The organism is Mesorhizobium sp. C372A, assembly GCF_030323245.1.
Classification (GTDB): domain Bacteria; phylum Pseudomonadota; class Alphaproteobacteria; order Rhizobiales; family Rhizobiaceae; genus Mesorhizobium.
The window spans coordinates 417,250-436,539 of record NZ_CP100475.1 but is presented as its reverse complement, the minus strand read 5'-3'; the positions used below and the strand labels follow the sequence as shown (position 1 = coordinate 436,539).

At 59.5% G+C, this 19,290-nt stretch carries 8 protein-coding genes and 10 pseudogenes; 11 read left to right on the top strand and 7 right to left on the bottom strand.

Annotated elements, in window-relative coordinates; all coding sequences use genetic code 11:
- Positions 1-575: 575 nt before the first annotated feature.
- From NLY42_RS01995 to NLY42_RS01985, 3 pseudogenes are all read left to right on the top strand, one after another.
- Positions 576-1,188, top strand: a pseudogene (locus NLY42_RS01995) (transposase family protein); the annotation flags it as partial.
- A gap of 3 nt (positions 1,189-1,191) precedes the next feature.
- Positions 1,192-1,341, top strand: a pseudogene (locus NLY42_RS01990) (IS256 family transposase); the annotation flags it as partial.
- A 158-nt stretch (positions 1,342-1,499) separates the two neighbouring features.
- Positions 1,500-1,674 (top strand): annotated as a pseudogene (locus NLY42_RS01985) (DDE-type integrase/transposase/recombinase); the annotation flags it as partial.
- A 27-nt stretch (positions 1,675-1,701) separates the two neighbouring features.
- Here NLY42_RS01985 and NLY42_RS01980 read toward each other — a convergent pair.
- Positions 1,702-1,875, bottom strand: a complete 174-nt coding sequence (locus NLY42_RS01980) for a hypothetical protein (protein WP_023755814.1) — start codon at positions 1,873-1,875, stop codon at positions 1,702-1,704.
- A 763-nt stretch (positions 1,876-2,638) separates the two neighbouring features.
- Here NLY42_RS01980 and NLY42_RS01975 point away from each other — a divergent pair.
- From NLY42_RS01975 to NLY42_RS01960, 4 genes and pseudogenes are all read left to right on the top strand, one after another.
- Positions 2,639-3,868 carry an ATP-grasp domain-containing protein gene (locus NLY42_RS01975; protein WP_031244940.1) on the top strand — a complete coding sequence of 410 codons (1,230 nt, stop codon included), beginning with the start codon at positions 2,639-2,641 and terminating at the stop codon, positions 3,866-3,868.
- Positions 3,869-4,215: 347 nt separating this feature from the next.
- Positions 4,216-4,455, top strand: coding sequence for a hypothetical protein (locus NLY42_RS01970; protein ID WP_156933843.1), 240 nt, complete (start codon positions 4,216-4,218; stop codon positions 4,453-4,455).
- Positions 4,456-4,702: 247 nt separating this feature from the next.
- Positions 4,703-5,728, top strand: a pseudogene (locus NLY42_RS01965) (IS110 family RNA-guided transposase).
- Positions 5,729-6,027: 299 nt separating this feature from the next.
- Positions 6,028-6,682: pseudogene (locus tag NLY42_RS01960) on the top strand (IS701 family transposase).
- A 355-nt stretch (positions 6,683-7,037) separates the two neighbouring features.
- Here the strand turns inward: NLY42_RS01960 and NLY42_RS01955 are convergent.
- From NLY42_RS01955 to NLY42_RS01945, 3 pseudogenes are all read right to left on the bottom strand, one after another.
- A pseudogene (locus tag NLY42_RS01955) lies at positions 7,038-8,019 on the bottom strand (IS481 family transposase).
- Between the two features lie 111 nt (positions 8,020-8,130).
- Positions 8,131-9,466: pseudogene (locus NLY42_RS01950) on the bottom strand (ISNCY family transposase).
- A 146-nt stretch (positions 9,467-9,612) separates the two neighbouring features.
- Positions 9,613-10,671, bottom strand: a pseudogene (locus NLY42_RS01945) (IS630 family transposase).
- 378 nt (positions 10,672-11,049) lie between these two features.
- Between NLY42_RS01945 and alr the strand changes: the two are divergent.
- Together alr and NLY42_RS01935 are read left to right on the top strand one after the other, a co-directional pair.
- A complete protein-coding gene (gene alr / locus NLY42_RS01940) occupies positions 11,050-12,249 on the top strand; it encodes an alanine racemase (protein WP_084779882.1) in 1,200 nt (399 codons plus the stop codon).
- A 32-nt stretch (positions 12,250-12,281) separates the two neighbouring features.
- Positions 12,282-13,299, top strand: a pseudogene (locus tag NLY42_RS01935) (IS110 family RNA-guided transposase).
- A 266-nt stretch (positions 13,300-13,565) separates the two neighbouring features.
- Here NLY42_RS01935 and NLY42_RS01930 read toward each other — a convergent pair.
- The 3 genes from NLY42_RS01930 to NLY42_RS01920 all read right to left on the bottom strand — a co-directional run bounded on the left by NLY42_RS01930 (position 13,566) and on the right by NLY42_RS01920 (position 16,530).
- Positions 13,566-13,706 carry a hypothetical protein gene (locus NLY42_RS01930; protein ID WP_023756041.1) on the bottom strand — a complete coding sequence of 47 codons (141 nt, stop codon included), beginning with the start codon at positions 13,704-13,706 and terminating at the stop codon, positions 13,566-13,568.
- Positions 13,707-13,791: 85 nt separating this feature from the next.
- A complete protein-coding gene (locus NLY42_RS01925) occupies positions 13,792-15,009 on the bottom strand; it encodes an arginine deiminase (RefSeq protein WP_031244942.1) in 1,218 nt (405 codons plus the stop codon).
- A gap of 321 nt (positions 15,010-15,330) precedes the next feature.
- Positions 15,331-16,530, bottom strand: coding sequence for an IS256 family transposase (locus NLY42_RS01920; protein WP_286489038.1), 1,200 nt, complete (start codon positions 16,528-16,530; stop codon positions 15,331-15,333).
- A 550-nt stretch (positions 16,531-17,080) separates the two neighbouring features.
- Between NLY42_RS01920 and ltrA the strand changes: the two genes are divergently transcribed.
- Both ltrA and NLY42_RS01910 read left to right on the top strand, forming a co-directional pair.
- Positions 17,081-18,490 carry a group II intron reverse transcriptase/maturase gene (gene ltrA, locus NLY42_RS01915; RefSeq protein WP_031253104.1) on the top strand — a complete coding sequence of 470 codons (1,410 nt, stop codon included), beginning with the start codon at positions 17,081-17,083 and terminating at the stop codon, positions 18,488-18,490.
- Between the two features lie 290 nt (positions 18,491-18,780).
- Positions 18,781-19,100 (top strand): annotated as a pseudogene (locus tag NLY42_RS01910) (IS21 family transposase); the annotation flags it as partial.
- Positions 19,101-19,290: the final 190 nt, after the last annotated feature.

Sequence of the window (19,290 nt, the reverse complement as noted above, 5' to 3'; positions counted from 1 at the left end):
CGGATGGTGGCCGAGGTTTATGGCCGTGTATCTCGCCAGATTGGCCCTTAAAGAGGCCCGTCGCACGTCTCTTGCTCCGACATAAAGGTCATATGGTCTTCCGCTTTGACTTAGAAAATCAATAACATCCCCACCTAGTACACCATGACCAATAGTTAGGATACTTACTCGACCTTGCATCGAAGAATCTCCTCTGTGAATTTGGAAGAGTCGCACGAATGAAACTCATTTTATGTATATATTTTGAATGCATCTAGTTTGACACCGTTAGGACTAATAGCAATCCGATGCGTGTTAAGTTTTCGATATCTAATTACATACAAATACATAGTCTATTTAACATATAAGTTATGTTCATTAAACAATGCTTTACCTGCGGCATCCAGCCTGCCCCGAGACGTATCTTCGCTTCTCTGCTGAAGGCATTGGAATGAAACGGGTTGAGCTTGTCGGCATGACGACTAACGTGCCGCGTCGCGGAGTTGCGAGGCTTAAGAAGCGAAACTCCTGAGCGTTGGCTCGGTAAACTCGGACAGCCGGTATAAGTGGAATTTTTCTGCCTGACTTTGGCTTAGATGCCGGAAACAGGAGATAGCATGACGAGAAGACGGCGGCGGAACCACATCCCTGCTTTCAACGCAAAGGGTGGCGCTTACCGCCATCAGGGGCGAACAGACGCTGGTGGAATTGTCCCAGCAGTTCAATCTTACACGCTAACCAGATCAAGCAGTGGAAAGACCAGCTCCTTGAGGGGCGACGGGCGTTCTCGCCTATGAACCAAAGTTGGAGCCCGCCGCACTAACTGTCGATGTCAAAACACTCCATGCCAAGATTGGAGAACTGACGCTTGAGAAAGATGTTTTATCCTCGCTCGGCAGAGCCGGGTTGCTGAGCGGAAAGAAATGATTAATCGGTCGCACGAGGTAGCGGTGGTGCGCCAGGCGAAGCTTCTCGGCGTCAGCCGCAGCAGCGTCTAATTTTCGCCACGTCCTGTGTCAGACAGCGATCTGGCCTTGATGCGGCGGATCAATGAACTGCATCTCGATTATCCCTTTGCCGGAAGCGGGGATGTTGCAAGGTCCTTTTGAAGGCAGAAGAGCTTTCCTCGGGACTGCTGCACGTCGCAACGCTGATGAGGAAGATGAGCATTCAGGCGATTTACCACGCCCTAACACGTCGAAACCGGCACTTGAGCAGTTTCTAGCCGAGATGGGGGATCTCAAGCTCGCCAACGGCCGTGGCCGGATTGTGCGGCATGGTCACGGCCCGGAGCGGAACATCCAGACGGGGATCGGACCAGTGCCAGTCAGCTGGGTGAAGATCCGGGATCGCGGCGCGTCCATCGACTTCACGACCATGCTGACGAAGGCCGAGATTGAAATCTCGATGGATGGCAGGCACATGGCGGGGCAACATCTTCGTTGAGCGGCTCTGGCCGTCGGTCGCGTCCATTTCGGCAGGATCGATGAGGAGAACCGGACCCGATCAACCTCGCCATTCGCGGCTTTGTCTATCTCTGCGCAGTCGTTGATTGGTTCGGCCGGAGGGTTCTGTTTTGGCGACTGTTGATCGCGATGGAAACGGCGTTCTGCATAGAGGCCGGTCGAGGAAGCGCTTGCCCAGTATGGAAAGCCGAAAATATTCGATACGGACCAGGGATCGCAGTGTACGGCGAAGTCTGGATGTGCTGTTTCCCGTTCTCTACCTGAACGGTGTTTCGACGGCGATTTCAGGAAGCTCTGAGCGCGCTTGTGGGGAAGGACGCGTCGAACCTGTCAGCTTCGTCGCCACGTCCATAGGCACACCGGCACGCACGCCGCTGTGGCGCTCGGCCTTCTTCTGCGCCGTAAAGCCGATCTTGGCGATGATGGACAAGATGAGGCAGCCGGTAACAGAATTATATGAGGCAACACGACACCGGGTAAGCCGCGAACTCGATCGGCTCGAACTGCTTCTCGAGCAGATAAGGCGGTGGCCGCTAGCGCAAGACCACGATCGTGGCGCTTGCTCGCAAATTGCTGGTCGCGCTGCGGAAATATGTGAGCACCGGCGTCGTAGTCGAAGGCGGCATTTTAGGCAACGTCGGAGGGAAAGTCGCCTGACGATACCCCATTGAACCAATCCTGTAATCCGTAGGACGCGACCAGTTCTGACCGATCCAGAACCATGGCTTGAATTGCCGTTCAAGAGTACGGTCTCGTCTTCCTCAGCCCCCTGCCGCCGCAAGCGGGATGTTCGTGCAGCCGCCAAGAGCGGCGACTGGATGTGAGGTTGGCCGCGTTCGGAAACGAGCCGCGTCATGCGATAGGCTCGGGCCCTGGATTCAAGGTTGGAACCTTAATGTCGCCCTAATGAATTCACTTGGCGTAATCCTCTCATGTGAGGTTCTGGCAGCCTTCATCACCCGCCTCGGTACGCCGCTCTCCTCAAACCGTCGTCACCTTCGCCTATAGCTCAGCCGCAACGCCGGGAACCCAAACTGCAACAAATCCTTCAATCAAATTTACAGAATCTTTGCGACCGTAGATCGCTAACAAGTGTACCTTTATCACGAACTCTGAGGTCAGGCATGGATAAGAGGTTGATGCCTGTTTACGCTCAGACTGCCGCACCGCATGCAACGGAGGGTCAACAGCCAATGGCAAGAAGAGCGCTTATCCTGGTTGAAGGTCATCCGGACTATGGTCTGCGATACATCCAAGCGGCTCAGCGTCTTGGCATTCATTCAGTCACCTTTTCGGCTGATCCAGCTCAGTACGACTATCTTGCTGCGGAAGCGGTTGAAGCAATCCGAGTCGATACAGACGATCTCGATGCGCTGATCCGCGAATGTTTCCGGCTACGTGCGACCTATGACATTGCCGGCATTACTGGGTTTTCACGCGCCGACGAGTCGGCCTATGCTACGGCTAGCAGGCTCTGCCGGTACTTCCATCTGCCGGGACCGAACCCCGAATCGATTGAACGATGCTGCGACAAATTCCTTCAACGTCACCTCCTCGCGGAGGCCGGCGTTCCCATACCTGCTTATCGCTTGGCATCGAATGCGACGCAGGCGGCAAGCTCTGCCGTGGATATCGGCCTGCCGGTGATTCTCAAGCCAACCGTGGGGAGCGGCAGCAACGGTGTCCGATTGTGCCGCAACGTCGACGAGGTGGCCGAACATACGACCTATCTATTGGGCGAGGATTATTTGTGGAGGCCTTCGCCAAGGATACTGGTCGAAGAATTCGCACAGGGCCCGTATTATTGTGCTCATTTTATGCAAAATGAGATCATTGGAATTTCTGCCGCTGACTTCGGCCCGCCACCGCATTTCGTCTTCCGTCGGGGCATCTTTCCAGCCCCGCTGACCGATGACGATTATAGGCGTATTGCCGATGTTTCGTTGAGCTGTTTGCGAATTCTTAATCTTGGCTGGGGCCCAACAAACATAGAATTCCGGTGGACGAGGCGGGGCCCAGTCGTCATTGAAGTCAATCCGCGTCTCGCTGGAGGCGCTCAATCGATTCATCTGGCTTACGATGTCGATCTCATCACCGAGCACATCAAGCTTGTTATCGGAGATGAATGGAATTTGCACAGGAGGCATTCGCACATTGCGGCCTGGCGGGCTCTGCTTCCTGACCGCGATGGCATCCTCGATTGGATCGATGGCGACAGTCGGGCGGCGGCTGTACCAGGTGTCGCCGAGGTGAAATTTTATATTAAACCCAAGACGGCGATCGTCAGGAAAGGCGATTACCGAGACTCTATGGGCTATGTCATCGCCGCCTCACCGAGCCCTGCTGCTGCCGAGATGATAGTTCAGCGAGCCGTCAGCTTTATCAATTGGTCGATCATACCATTTCCGACGGTTGGCGGATAGGAACGATCTCTGGCCCTCACTTCCCCGCACCTGCGCAACAGGTGATCGTGCCGAACATTGGTGCAATCGAGAGAGTCGCTCGACCGAGGGTCGATAAGTCCGTATCTGTTCCTGTCCCTCACGCAGCCCTTGGGGCCGCCCAAGTGCGCCGTCGCCTGTTTCGAGAAGAGTACCGAAGCGATTTCGGCATGGCGGCGTCGAACTCGGGCGGTCGGAGGTGCGCACCCTCCTGCGCCACGGCAGTCGGTGACCGCGTCGTCGGCGATATCTGTACTGCGCGCCTTGGCCGACCGCGTCGAGCGCGTTTTCCATGCACCAGGCCCGTTGGGTCTTCCGGAGCCTACCCCGTGAGGATCACTCCAACTGGTATTTCGGTCGATTTGCCAATGGCCTATCTGGCCGAAGTGATTGAGATCAACAGGGGCTGCCAAAAATTCGACGATATCGAAGCCGTGGACAGTAGCAGCACCGTGCGTTTCAATGCGGAGTCAGTCAATGTCGTACGTGCCTTTTTCGGCTACGACTGGGAGGCAATGGCGCTGGATGCGTGCGAACCCGTGCTGGGAGCTGGCCACGAAATTTGCTGAATTTCGTCGTCGCGAAGAGCGCTCGGGCGGCGTTCACCCCACCTGAACCACCAAGGCTGGTATGGCGATCATCCGCGGCCCACTGTGACATCTGGGACGCGAAACTTGCCGCTCTCGAGCAATGCGGCGCGCTGGTGTTCGATCGCGCCGATGCGCTTGGTGTGACGCCAAGGGAACCAACTAAACTGAGGGCGGCTTTGAGAACGTGGTCGATGTGAATCGCCACAAACATCTGGAAGGAGCAGCCATGAAGTATTTTGCCGGACTTGACGTGTCTTTGGAAGATACCGCGATTTGCGTCGACGACGCGGCTGGGCGGATCGTGAAGGAAGCGCGCGCGGCGAGCGAGCCGGAGGCGTTGTGCGACGCCCTGCAGAAAGCCGCTGGAGCGGATCGGGCTGAAGCGTGTTCACTGACGGCCTGGCTTCACGACGGGCTGTGCGCCGGCGGCCTGCCGGCTATCTGCATCGAGACGCGGCAGGCCAATGCGGCGACGAAGACGATGCCGAACAAGACGGATCGGAATGAGGCCCGGGCGCTGGCGCAGATCATGCGCACCGGCTGGTATCGGCAGGTGCGTGTGAAACCGGCAGTGCCGGCTCTGGAGATCCCTCCTCATCGACCGTCGCACGGTGATAAATGAAATGCGCACCATCGAGAACGTGATCCGGGCGATCCTGCGGGAGGCCGTCATCAAGCTGGGCAGGCCGTCGCGAACCGCCTTCGCCGCTCGTGTGCGCGAGTCGGCCGGCACAGATCCGGCTGTAGTGCCGCTGGTCGAGCCGCTGCTAACGATCCTCGCCACAATGTGGGAGAGTTCGTCCGCCTGACGAAGGAGGTTCTCGGTCTCGTTCGCAAGGAAGAGGTCTGTCGGCGGCTGATGAGCGTTCCAGGTGTCGGGCCGATCACCGCGCTCGCCTTCCGCGCACGATCGACCGGCCGGACCGCTTTCGCCGGTCGCGGGATGTCGGCGTGCACCTGGGACTGACCCCGGCGCGCTACCCTCCGGTCAGGCCGATATCCAAGGCAAAGTCAGCCGCTGCGGGGACGAACTGGCCGGCACAGCGCTTTACGAAGGAGCTCATACGCTGCTCGTGCGCAGCAAGAAATGGTCGAGCCTGCGCGCGTGGAGCATGAACGTCGCCAAGCGGGGCGCGGTATGGCGCGAGCCCGTGTCGCGGTTGCCCGAAACCCCGCCGTCATCGTACATAGCATGTGGAGCGACGCGACCAAGTTCCGCTACGGCAAGGAACCCGGTCTCGTATCGGCATGAAGGGACAACGGACAAATGAAGAAAGAGTTTCGCCCACAAGGGTGATTCTGGATCGTTCCCGTGGGGACGATGGGCAAGGCGGTCTCGTTAGCAGGCACGATCCTGGGGCGAACTTTCCCAAGGTCGTTCAACAGATTGAGACGCCTCGCTCTCCCGACCCCATCATGCGGCGGCCCTGCGCCGACCGCGAAGAGAAGCGAGTGACCCGCGGGGCGAGACGGTCCGAACAAAACGCAACAGGAGCTTGACCTCAACAACCCCAATCAGCGAAGCCTGCTAGTACTACTGTGTCACTAGCGATGGATCTCCAGGACGGTATCGAAACGAGTGAATGGCGTTTTGCGACCTATGTCGAGACGCGCGCCTCAGCATTGGGTCATGCCGACCGGGGTGGCGCCACTGAAGGCTTATTGTATCGGGCTGCTTTTGCCAGGCGAGCGCAAGAGCGTGGAGCCAATGGCGGCACGGGGCGGACCCCGGGCGTGTCAGGCGGCGCACCAGTCTCTGCATCACTTCGTGGCGAAAGCGGACTGGTTGGACGATGCCGTGCTTGGCGTCGTGCGGGCGCAGGTTCTGCCGGCGCTTGAGCGTCAGGGGCAGATCCGCGCCTGGATCGTCGATGACACCGGCTTTCCCAAGAAAGGGAAGCATTCGGTCGGTGTGGCTCGGCAGTACTGCGGCCAGCTCGGCAAGCAGGACAATTGCCAGGTCGCGGTCAGTCTGTCGGTTGCCACCGACAAGGCGAGCCTTCCGGTCGCCTATCAGCTCTATCTGCCGGAAAGCTGGGCAAACGACCCCGATTGCGCCAAGGCAGGTGTGCCGGAGGACGAATCCCGATGCGAGAGGGGCCGGGGCGACAATGCGCTTACAGCGCGTCAGATTGATCAGCCCCTCGCATCGCGAATTTCCTCGAGGCCAGCGGTCTTAGACCGCGCTGAAAGGCCGGACATATGACCGCACCTATCCCGCTGGGTGAGATGTCTGAAAGCGCTTGCCCGCGTGGCAGTTCCAAACATATGTCGCGCAGGTCTCTCCCAGATTGTCGCGGTATAGATCGCGCCCACGCAAATCCTCTGCCACCTGGTCAGCACATCATAATGCGCGTCCAGCCAGTGCGATATCGCTTGCAGTTCGTGGCCGATCTCGTGCTCGGAGAACTGATCGAATATACTGGCCTCGATGGTGGGTTCTTGCGGGTTTGTCTTTAGAATCAGTCGCTTCATGCTAAAGTGTACCTGAAACCGCCGGGCTTTGTCCGCAGAAAACCTGCAATTAGGTAATATCAGATATTTCCCTTTGCGGACGGGCACTAGATGTTTGGTCCCGGCATTTGCTGGAGCGGATTGAGTTTGAAGCGTTCCGGTTGTGAGGCCCACGCCTTGCAGATGAACTCGTAGGGTGTGAGACCCTTGAGGGTCTTGAGTCTGCGAGCGAAGTTGTAGGCGGCGAAAAATCGGTGAGATGGGTGCGGAGGTGGTCATGGCTCTCGTAGTAGAAACGCTTGACGGTGGCGTCCTTGATAGTCCGGTTGTCCTCTCGACCTGGCCGTTGGTCCACGGATGCCTGGCCTTGGTCGTGCGGTGCTCGATGTCGTTCCTGGCGCAGGCGTATTCGAAGGCGTGAGCGCGGAAGATCTCGCCATTGGCGATTGCCTCCTTAATCAGCGGCACCGCCGAGCCACCGGCACCGGGGGTGGTGAACTGGATGCCGTTGTCGGTAAGCACGGTGTGGATTTTGTAGGGCACGGCCGCGATCAGCCGGAGCAGGAACTCTTTAGAGACGGCGATGGGGGCCTTCTCGTGCAACTCGACGAAGGCGAACTTCGAGGTGCGGTCGATAGCGACGAACATGTGCAGTTTGCCTTGCTCGGTCCTGACCTCGGCAATGTCGATGTGGAAGTAGCCGATCGGGTAGCTTGAATTTCCTCTTCGCCGGTTTGTCGCCCTCGACATCCGGGAGCCGGCCCGCGTTGCAGGCACCGATGCAATGAAGACCGTGTCAGGTGCGGGATGGTCGCCTGAAGCGCATAGAGGCAGTCGTCGAGCGGCAGCAGCGTGTAGCGGGCGGAAAGCGACAATGACCGCCTCCTCCTCAATCGAGAGCACCGTCGATCTCGGTTCCTTCGGACCAGTCGGCAGATCGGTGACCGAAGCTCGCCTCTTCCATTTCGCAACCGTCTTCTGGTTGATCCCGTAGCGCTTGGCCAGGGTCCTCAGGCTCTCTTGACTATGCTGTATCGCTCGACGGACCGCCTCTGTCGTTGTGGCACTCCCATGCAGAACTTGGCCCATAGCGCATCCTTTGATTCGGAAGATAAGGATGCCCCATCAAAACCCGGGATCAAACATTTTAGCCTAGTTTCCGTCCCCGAAAGGAAGTTAGTCATGGCTATGGGCTCGACGTCAGGTTCGCTTGAGGCAAGCGACGAGAACGACATTGAAAGCCACGACCGAGGACCAGACGTAAGTCTTGAAGTGGTCAAGCCCGCGCCATGTGCAGCGCGCCAAGCCGTAGGCACGCTTGAGACATGAGGTGCCGGCCTCGAGTGCCGGCACGGAAGTTGCGCGGCTTGCGATATACCCGCTTGCTTCTGACCATATCCTCGATTCGAAGACAGCTTTCTTCTGGAATGCCATGTCGCCAACGCCCAAGGTCTTCGCTGTAGCCAGATTGTCGCTACTGGCAAAGCCGCCGTCGGTCGCCTGCCGCGGCGCTTGACCATAGAAGGCGATGTGGCGTTCCAGCATCGGCAGCAACCGATCGCTGTCGCGCGGATTGCCCGTCTCGATCACCAGATCAAGAATCATGCCGCTCCTGCCCGTGGTCAGGTTGAGCTTGTGGCGGTAATCGACGTCGCGGCCGCCTTTGACGATGATATCGGCGTGGGGCTCGAACAGGCTGACCAGCTTCTAGCCGGCCGGCACCGGCTCGCCGGCCAACACCCGCCGCTCAGTCTGTGCGATGATTGTTCGATCAGCGGCCCATAGTGACAGACCTGGGCCTGCCACAGTTCGATAAACGGATTGGTCACCAAAGCCAATCGCGCCGCCGCCTCACGCATATATGCCAAGGTCGCGCGGGTGATCGCGATCAGCTCACGGTAGAGTTGGACACAGTTGGTCGGCCACGTGTGAACTGGATCTTGCGGGCGCGCTTCTTGGCCGCGCGGCAATGATCGCGCCATTCCAAGCCGACGCCGCCGGCCAAGGCATCAGCCTGCTTCAAACAAGCGCACCATCACTCGCACCGCATCCCACAGCAGGCTGCTGTCGCTCGGTTCGTGCATGAGTGCTGAGGTTACAGTGCTGTCCAGCAGCACGACGGTGCCATCTTCAAGTTTTGTCTGCCGGGCATTCGATAGCAGCGCCCGATTGATCTGCTCCCAGGTCTCAGGCCGGATCGCGCTGATCGTCTTTTACAGCACCGACTTCTGCGGGCTCCATGACCACGGCAGCAGCGCAAAAGCCCGGAACGATGCCGAGTCCTCCAGATGGAAGGCCAGTTCCCGATAGGTCAACTGCCGGTATTGCTTGAGAAGCGCGCAACGCAAGACCGCTTCGGCAGGTAGGCCTTGCCGTCCGGTGGCCCTGACGCTGCACCGAACCAAGTCTCACGCCACCAAGCCAACCAGATCGTGGTGCCCGTCCAGCCACAGCGACATCGCCTTTAACTCATGGCCGATCTCGTGCGTGGCAAAAAGATCGAATTACTGGCTTGGACGCTGCGTTCTTGGCGCATTGTCGGCTCCGGCGGTTGCAGGTTGTGCTTGGGTATCAGTGGCATGAGACCAAAGTGCGCCGGGCCTTGCCCTGCGCAAAACTCCGATTCACGCAACAATCAATATGTTGGCGTTTATGGACGGAAACTAGACTAGTCATGAGAATCTAAAGTTCGCCACATAAGACCTGCTCGGCCTTCTGACGGAAACGCCTGACGGACGACAGAATTTCGTCCGCGGACTTGGTCCATCGATAGGGCTTTGGGTTCTCATTGTGGCGCTCGATGAAGGTGCGAATATCGGCCTCGAGCTGGCTGGTGAGGCATGCACGCCGCGTCGCAGCTGCTTTCGGGTCAGTTCAGCGAACCAGCGTTCGACCTGATTGATCCAGGATGCCGATGTGGGCGTGAAGTGGACATGGTAGTGAGGCCGGCGCGAGCCATGACCTGACCAGCGCGGTTTTGTGGGTGGCATAATTATCCCGATCTGCTTGAGGAAGTCCAGAAACTCGGTTGCCCTGTGCCGCTTGTAGCATTTGCCAATCACAAAGCCGGACGCCACATTGAGCGCCGCGAACAGCGAGGTGGTGCCGTGTCGGACATAGCTATGGGTCCGGCGCTCCGGTATGCCCGGCATCATCGGCAGAACCGGTTGCTCCCGATCGAGTGCATGGATCTGGCTCTTCTCGTCGACGCTCAAAACCAGTGCCCTGTTGGGCGGTGACAGGTAGAGCCCCACGATGTCGCGAACCTTGTCGACGAACAGTGGATCGCTCGACAGCTTGAACGTCTCCGAGCGAAGCGGCTGCAGTCCGAAGGGGGTCCATATCCGGCGGATCGTCGTATGGCAGAGGCCAGTCGCAGGGCCCATCGAGCGGATTGACTAATGGGTCGCATTATCAGGCTTCGAGCGTAGCGTCCGCTCGATCACGGCCGCGATCTGATCATCGTCGATCGTCCGGGTCTGCCGGGGGGGCCTCGTCCAGCAGCCCCTCGACGCGATCTTTGAGGAAACGTCGTCGCCGTTTGCCGACCGTGTGTTCGTACACGCCCAACTCGGCTGCCACGACCTTGCTGCGGACACCGTCAGCGCATCGAAGAATGATCCGGCACCGCTCCGCCATCGATCGCGCTACACGCCGACGCCGGTCCTGCCGCTCCAGATACTCCCGCTGGACCGAACTCAGAACCAAGGCGGCCGTAGGACGGCCGGTTGCGTTTGCCATCTATGCTCTCATCGCTCCGAGCGTCATCATACAATGAGGCTTACTTAAGTTCCAGATGACTAGCCTAGCACAATCTTGCATGCCATGCCTCCATCACTCGTCAACGAACAAAATCTCCACAATCTGTCAAGCAGAAATATTCGAAGTAACATTGCACAAGAGCGACAATGCGCGTCAAAACGTAACATTATTTTACACCTTCGCCGCGGATATCGGCAGAATCTCGTTGCGATATTAGATATAACGTTCTCGCCGGCGATGAGTGACCACTGGTGGTATCTGGGTGCAATTGGCTGAGCTTGCCGGCATAACAGCGAACGAGTCGATTCCGAGAATGGGACGCTTGTTAAGCGAAGGCCAGAAGTACTGGAGCAAAAGATGTTGTCATTGACGCGGCGAACTGATGTTGTGTTAGAAGTCAACCTCAATGCGGTTCAGACAAATTTCCAGACTATATTGGACGTGGTCGGACCATACGTAAGGGTGGCCGCTGTTGTTAAAAACGACGGTTACGGGCTTGGTATCATTGAGGTTTCAAGGGCGCTGGTTGCCGCCGGGTGCGATCTACTCTTCGTTGGAGATCTACACGAAGCGCTAACTTTAAGGTCGTCCAAGATAGACGCGGCGGTTGCGGTTTTTTGCGACGAGTTTACGAGGGTACGGCAGTATTATCGATCCAACCGCATTATACCCGTCGTAAATAATTGCGGTGAATTGGACACTATTAGCGCCTCAGCGGAGCCGCAAACATATTTTCTCAATGTGGAAACCGGATTTTCTCGCCTCGGGCTCACTTTTGATGACGTGCGGCGCAGGTATCTTTGTGGCACTTTCAAGCGGCACCCTCCTTCAGTCGTCCTCAGCCACCTCGCATGTAGCGATCGCGTTGCCGACGCAATGAATGTGTTGCAAAAGAACCGCCTTCACGCGATCTCCGATCTGCTTAAACCTGCCCATTGCAGCATCTCCGCCTCCGCCGGTGTTTGGCTGGGCGAGGCCTTTCATTTGGACATGGTACGGGTGGGCTCAGCGCTATATGGGCTCAACAACGCCGGCATTCAACCGAACCCTCTTCAGCCCGTCGTCAGGCTTCGGGCGAAAATACTCGACGTGCGCGATGTGCCAAAGGGTGAGGCTGTTGGATATGGTGCGACGTTTCGTACAGCTCGAGCCAGCCGCATAGCGATCTTGGGAATCGGTTACAAGCACGGCATTCCATGGGCCTGTGGGGGGAAGATATCCGTCCGGTGTGCCGGATATTCGGCTCCTCTCGTCGGAAGGATGTCAATGGAATACACTGCGGTTGATATAACGGACGTTCCTGAGGGACTCTGTGGTCCCGGTATCTTTGTAGAATTGCTGGGTGAAAATTTCACCCTCAATGATCTTGCGGCGGCAGCTGACGTATATCCGCCCGAAATGCTAATGCGCCTTGCCGCCGGTTGTTCAAGACGCTACCTGAATGTTCCCTGTGCAACTGCGAGTTCCTGCGCTAGACGTTATGATCGCGGTCTGAGCGGCGGCCCCGCTCGGGGAGTGCCCGACCCGAGCCTCAAGCGAAGAAAGGGCGGGCCATGAAGCAAGATAGGGTTTTTTAAGTCGGTGTCGACGTGTCCAAGGCGAAGCACGCCATTGCGGTTGCCAAGGGTGGCCGCAATGGGGAGGTCCGGTATTTCGGCGAGATCGAAGCGAGGCCGGCGGCGGTCGAGCGCTTCGTGCGCAGGCTGGGGAAAAAGCACCCTCGCCTGCATTTCTGTTACGAAGCCGGCCGAGCGGCTACGGGCTCTACCGGCAGATCGTCGAGCTCGGTCAGCGCTGCTATGTCGTTGCGCCGCGAAGCGCCCGGGCGAGCGCGTCAAGACGAACCGGCGCGATGCGGTCAGTCTGGTGCGGCTGCTGCGGGCTGGAGAATTGAAGGGAATCTGGGTTCCAGACGTGGTGCATGAAGCGGTGCGCGATCTGTGCGGGTGCGCTCTGCGGCGAGCAGGGATCTGCGCAAGAAGCGCCAGCCGCTTCTGTCGTTCCTGCTGCGCCATGGCCGGGTCTTTCCGGGCGCAAGAACTGGACCCGGACCCCTGCCCGCTGGCTGGCGGCGCAAAAGTTCGGCCATCCGGCCCAGCAGATCGTGTTGCAGGACCAGGTCGACGTGATCACCGATGTGCAGGACGGCTGGAGCGGCTGGATGCGCAACTGGCCGAGCTTGTGCCGAGCTGGTCGATAGCGCCGGTGGTGGTGGCCTATCAGGCGCTGCGTGGTATGTCTTTCATCGTCGCCGTCACTTTCGTCAGCGAAGTCGGCAATGTCCGCCGCTTCGACACTCCGCAGCAGCTGAGGCCTTTCTGGGCCTGGTGCCCTCGGAGCGCTCGACCGGCGACACGGTAAAGCGCGGCGGCCTAACGTTGGCCGGCAATCGCCGCGCCCGCCGCGGCCTGATCGAAGGCGCCTGGGCCTACCGTTATCCCGCCCGGGTGACAGAGCCCATTCGCGAGGGCGCAGACGCGGCTTTGCGCCCGCTACCGGCGCCTGACGGCTGCGGGCAAGAACAAACCCATCGTCGTTGCGGCGATCGCGCGCGAGGTGGCGGCGTTCCTGTGGGCCATCGGCCACCAGGTCAAACCGGTGCGTTGAGATGCGGTGCGCTTCTTCATCGAAGATCAAGATCCCGACAAGAGCGCCCCCGGCGCGGGCGCCGCCGGATTGAAGCCTCTGCCCGCGCCGGATCTCTCGGCGGAAAAACCGGGCAGCACGGCGACGGGATGTGGCCACGATGGGGAACTCCCGTCCTAATTATGTGGCCGGGCATCAGCCCAACGCCCGCTACTAGACAGGGATGGCCCAGGACGGATTACGAAAGTCAACCGTCGTCTCAAGGCCCATGCCGTTCCGTGCTGCCCTCATTGCGATGTCGCGAACCCTTGCACGGACGGGGCGGACCATACATTTTTTGCGGCGGCATCCTTCAGGATCGCATTGTCGAGCATCTGCTCCGCGAGCAGCTTCTTGAGCCGCGCGTTCTCTCCAGCGCCTTCAGCCATTCCGAGTTCTTCACGAACGATGCGTTATAGCGTAATACAACAGCGGAAGTCGACTTCTATTCCGATTGTGTATATACTTTTGTGATCAGTGGGGATCGCGTACCAGCGGGCAAGTCATGCAATGGCCGCCTCCTCGTCCACGACTGAGTTCTGCGCTCTCGACCGTTATCACCTCGACGCCAGCGCGCCTCAGCAGCGTGTTCGTGTAGACGTTGCGATCATAGGCGACCACAACGCCCGGCTCCACAGCAATGATATTGTTAGCGTCGGTCCATTGTTCTCGCTCTGCCTGATGATGATCGCCGCCGGTAGGGACAATGCGGAGAGCCCCAATTCCCAGGGCTTGGGCCACGACAGATAAGAAGGATTCAGTCTCTTCAGTGACATCGACTGTGCCCTTAGGATTGCCCGGACGGAGCGTGAATGTTCGCAGCCGCTCTACTACCGGCGGGTAGATCGTCACGAGGTCTCGGTCGCAGAAGGTGAAGATAGTGTCGAGATGCATGAAACTGCGATCCCGCGGCATCAGAGTTGCGATGACGCGGGTGATTTCGTCGACCCTAAACAAGCTGCGCGCCAAGGCTTCGACGGCCTGGGGCGTGGTCCTTTCGCCCATGCCGATCAGAACGACCCCGTCACCAATCGGCATCACATCCCCACCCTCAAGAGCGGGGGCGCCGTCTGTGCGATTAGGCGACAGGTACGTGAAGCTAGCATCGCGAAATCGAGGATGGAAGCGATAGACAGCCTCGACGTTCTCTGCTTCAGGCCGTCTCGCGGGCCAATACAGAGGATTGATTGAGACGCTGCCATAGATCCAGCATGAGCTGTCACGCGTGAAAAGCTGGTTCGGTAAAGGCGGTAGAACGAAGTCATCGGGCTTCAGTGTTCGTCCTGTCAGCCCGCGCGGCTCAAACCCAAGATCCGCACGCGCAATCCCGCCAATCAGAAAGGTCGCGAGATGAATGGACGGCATCTCCTCAAGCCAGCGCCGCAGCTCATCGGCGAAGTCACGGCCGACGACTGAAGGACAGACGCGTCGACTTAGCAGCCAGCGGCGCGCGTCGGGCAACGCCATAGTTTCCGATAACAGTTCGCCTAATGAATGAACTACAACGCCGCGCTCGCGAAGTGCGTTCACGAAGGCATCGTGCTCGTGTTGTGCACGCTCGACCCAAAGCACATCATCGAAGAGGAGGCTCTTGCAGTTCTGCGGTGTAAGGCGGCGGACGCTAAGGCCTGGCCGGTGAACAAGCACTTCGCGTAACCGGCCGACTTCTGAATGGACCCCTAAGCTCGTCATGTGGCCGTCCTCATTGGCAGATGGTGCCAAGCCATGTCTTATAGACGGTCGCCACAAGGCCGAGGGGCAACGGCACCTTGCTTGCACCATCCGCAGCCGCCAGCGACTGGCGAGATGCTATGCCGGTCAATCTCTCAAATGAAATCTTACGTGTGGACATGGACTGCTCCGGTCTGTGCGAATGATGTAGTCCGCCGCAAAGAACATGCCGCACCAAAAAAGACTTTCGCGGCATACGTTGAAGCTCATGTCGATCGTGTCCCTGGGAGTGGTGTAGCTGACGGCTTTGATCGCCGTGCTCTCCGGCATGGGCCGGGCTGATCAGCGCGCCACGGCTGGCAAGCTGATCAGAGGATCATCGCTCATCTGCGACATCGTTTCCAGTGTCATGTATCTTGCGCGCTGGACGGCCCATTCATCGTTCTGTTCGAGCAGCAGGGCTCCGACGAGGCGCACGATCGCATCGTCGTTCGGGAAGATTCCGACGACCTCGGTGCGCCGCTTGATCTCGCCGTTGAGACGTTCGATCGGATTCGTCGAGTGGAGCTTGGCGCGATGTTCCTTGGGGAAGGTCATGTAGGCCAGCACGTCGGGCTCGGCGTCGTCCATGATTGTCGCCAGCTTCGGCACCTTCGGCCGGATCTGGTCGGCGACGGCGCGCCATTGTACGGACGCGGCCTCGGGCGTTTCCTGGGCGAAAGCGGTGGCGATGAAGGCTGAGACGACCCTGCGGCCGCTCTTGCCGGCATGGGCCAGCACGTTCCTCATGAAGTGGACGCGGCACCTCTGCCATGTCGCGCACAGCACCTTGGTGACGGCCGCCTTGAGGCCTTCGTGAGCATCGGAGACGACGAGCTTGACGCCGCGCAGGCCGCGACGTGTCAGCTTGCGCAGGAACTCTGTCCAGATCGGCTCGGCCTCCGAGGTGCCAATCTCCATGCCCAGTACCTCGCGCCGGCCGTCCGCGTTGACGCCGACGGCGATGATAACGGCGACCGAGACGATCCGCCCACCGCGGCGGACCTTCAGGTAAGTGGCGTCGATCCACAGGTATGGCCAATCGCCCTCGATCGGCCGATCGAGGAATGCCTTCACCTTCCCGTCGATCTCCTCGCACAGCCGCGAGACCTGGCTCTTGGATATGCCGCTCATACCCATGGCCTTGACCAGGTCGTCAACCGACCGGGTCGAGATGCCTTGCACATAAGCTTCCTGGATGACGGCGGTTAGCGCCTTCTCGGCCATGCGTCTCGGTTCGAGGAAGCCCGGGAAGTAGGAGCCCTTCCTCAGCTTCGGGATGCGCAGCTCGACCGTGCCGGCGCGAGTCTCCCAGTCCCGGTCGCGGTAGCCGTTGCGCTGGGCCGTCCGAAGTGGGCTCTTCTCGCCATAGGCAGCACCCGTCGCGGCGCCCACCTCCATCTCCATCAGACGCTCGGCGGCAAAGCCGATCATCTCACGCAACAGATCGGCGTCGGGTGTCTTCTCCACGAGCGCGCGCAGGTTCATCATGTCGTCGGTCATCGGTAGTCCTTCCGGTCAAAGGTTGGTGTCCCAACCAGACCCTACCGGAAAAGCGCCGATGACCACCGCAAAGCCGCTCGCTCCCTACAGCGCCCTCGAGGGCGCGCTGCGCGAGCAGCTTTGCTACTGCCGAGCTACACCACTTACGGGGAGTACGTCATGCCAAGCTGATGATTGCTTGTGGGTGCAAGTCCCATCCGGCCAAAGCCGTAGCGGGCAAGCCGGGACCGAGTCTTGCGGGCGTCGCGGCAACGCGGGGTCTGAAGTGTAGACAGGAGCCATGCGGGGTGCGGGAATGAGCCTCGAAAGGTGGATGTTCGCGGAGGCCGAGTGTGTTCCCTATTCACGAAGGCAATATGAGCATCGTCGCTACGCGAGACGATGCCGCTCCGCCGGGGTCGATGGCCGGATCACGCATGGAAGGTAATCATCGGAACATGAGAGGCCCGACCGGGTCCGCTGGATTGGTCTCCAGCGGGGGACAGCAGCAAGGTACTGCCAGAGCTGCCGTCCGAGCTGAGGTCGGGAGTCGGACTGGTTCATAGTACCCGTGAAGTCGTCGAAGGAAACGAGGCGAGTGGAGGGAAGGGACCAGCCTGAGGGGAGCCTGCGCGAGGAGGCCAAGGTCCGGACACAGAGCCGGGTTGCCTTGCCGCTGAACCTCGAGCGGGTGAACGCGGCGGCCAAGCATGCTGCCCAAACCCGGTTCACGGCCCTGCTGCATCACGTCGACGAAGAAGCCCTTTACCGGGCGTTTCGGCGACAGAAGCGACAGGTGAGTGCTGGGGTCGATGGGATGACCGTGGCGAAATACGAAGAGGGTCTGACGGATAACATCCGTGATCTCTGCGAACGGGTCCACACCGATCGCTACCGGCCACAGCCGGTGCGGCGGGTTTACATTCCCAAAGCCGATGGCGGTAAACGGCCTCTCGGGGTGCCGGCGCTGGAAGACAAGATCGTCCAAAGCGCGGTGGCCGAGGTGCTGAGTGCTGTCTACGAGGTCGACTTCCTGGGATTCTCCTACGGCTTCCGGCCGGGGCGGAGCCCCCACATGGCGCTTGATGCCCTGCATACAGCGATCATGAGCCAGCGTGTGAACTGGGTGCTCGATGCCGACATTCGCAGCTTCTTCGACTCGGTCGACCACGAGCGGCTGCTGCGGATGGTGGCGCACAGGATCGCTGATCGTCGTATCCTACGGCTCATTGGGCTGTGGTTGCGGGCTGGCGTCCTTGAGAGCGGCGAGAAGCAAGAGACGGACAGGGGTACCCCGCAAGGGGCGGGCATCAGTCCGCTCCTCGCCAATATCTTCCTGCACTACATCCTCGATCTCTGGGCCCACCAATGGCGTCGCCGCCATGCACACGGTCGCGTTGTGATCGTGCGTTACGCTGACGACTTCGTCATGGGCTTTGAGAAGAAGGCCGATGCAGAGGAGATGCTGTTGGCCCTCAAGGCGCGGTTGGCCGGCTTTGGCCTGACACTCCACGAGGACAAGACGCGGTTGATCGAGTTTGGGCGGTTCGCGGCCCTCTCACGACAGCAGCGTGGCGAGCGGCGACCGGAGACCTTCGCCTTTCTGGGCTTCACCCACTACTGCGGGCGGACCCGGGATGGCCGGTTCATCGTGAAGCACAAGACGGAAGGGAAACGCCTGACGCGCAAGCTGAAGGCGCTGCGCCAGGATGCCTGGCGGCTCATGCACGCGCCAATGGCTGCGCAGCACAGGTGGTTCGCCGCCGTTCTGCGTGGACACTACGGCTACTACGGCAGGCCGCACAACTATCCAGCGCTCAACGGATTCCATCGGCAAATGCGCCGGATATGGCTACGGTGTCTGAGACGGCGCAGCCAGAAAAGCCGGCGCATGGGCTGGTCGGAGTTCGAGACCCTGACGGCGCGCTTCCCCCTGCCAACTCCGCGCATCACTCGAACTTGGGCGCAAGCACGAATATGACGCGGGTTACCCTCGGGAAGAGCCGGGTGCGGGAAATCCGCCCGCCCGGATCTGTGAGGGCGAAAGCCGAATGGCTGAGCTACTCGACCACGACCCTCATGGACCTTTATGACCCTCATGTCCGACACCGGAAGTTGACAGTTTGTCAGGTTCCCTACAGGAAAGGCGAACTGCCCCCTAGGGCGTTCAAAACTCCAAGGTGTGGTCACTTGAAACTCCCCCAACTGAGGATCGCCGGCAGCGTTTCTGAACAGCGGTAGCCGGTAGGAGGTTTATTTTCATCCCGTTTCATACACCGAGGGGACCGGGAGTTGGACGTCTTGAAGGCACATCTGCAAAGCACCGTACTCACATTACTTGATCGCAAAACCAGCCAGCGCGAGATTCAAAGGCTGACGTCGATCGCAAGACTATTCGGCGTTACCGAGCTATCAGGCTGGTGCGGTGGCAAATCCCTCCGGGGAAATGACCACCGGCTCGGCTAGTGCGGCGCTGCGCCAGCCCGACCATCGGCTTTTGGGGTTCCGGGAGCGGCGGGGGTCACCAGCAGACTGGTCCGCTCGGCGGGCGAACTGCATCGGGCGGGTATCAAGAACAGGTCCGCCTGAAATGCTCAGGCGATTTACAAGCTATGACGGATTTTGGGTGACGGGGTTGATCAAGCGGCGCTGCGCGCCGGCGTCGACACCTCGGTGATCGCGCTGTGGCTTGGCCACGAACAGATCGAGACTACCCACGTCTATTTGCACGCCGATCTGGAGCTTAAAGAGCGCACCCTGGCGAAAAAAAGCCGGCCAACA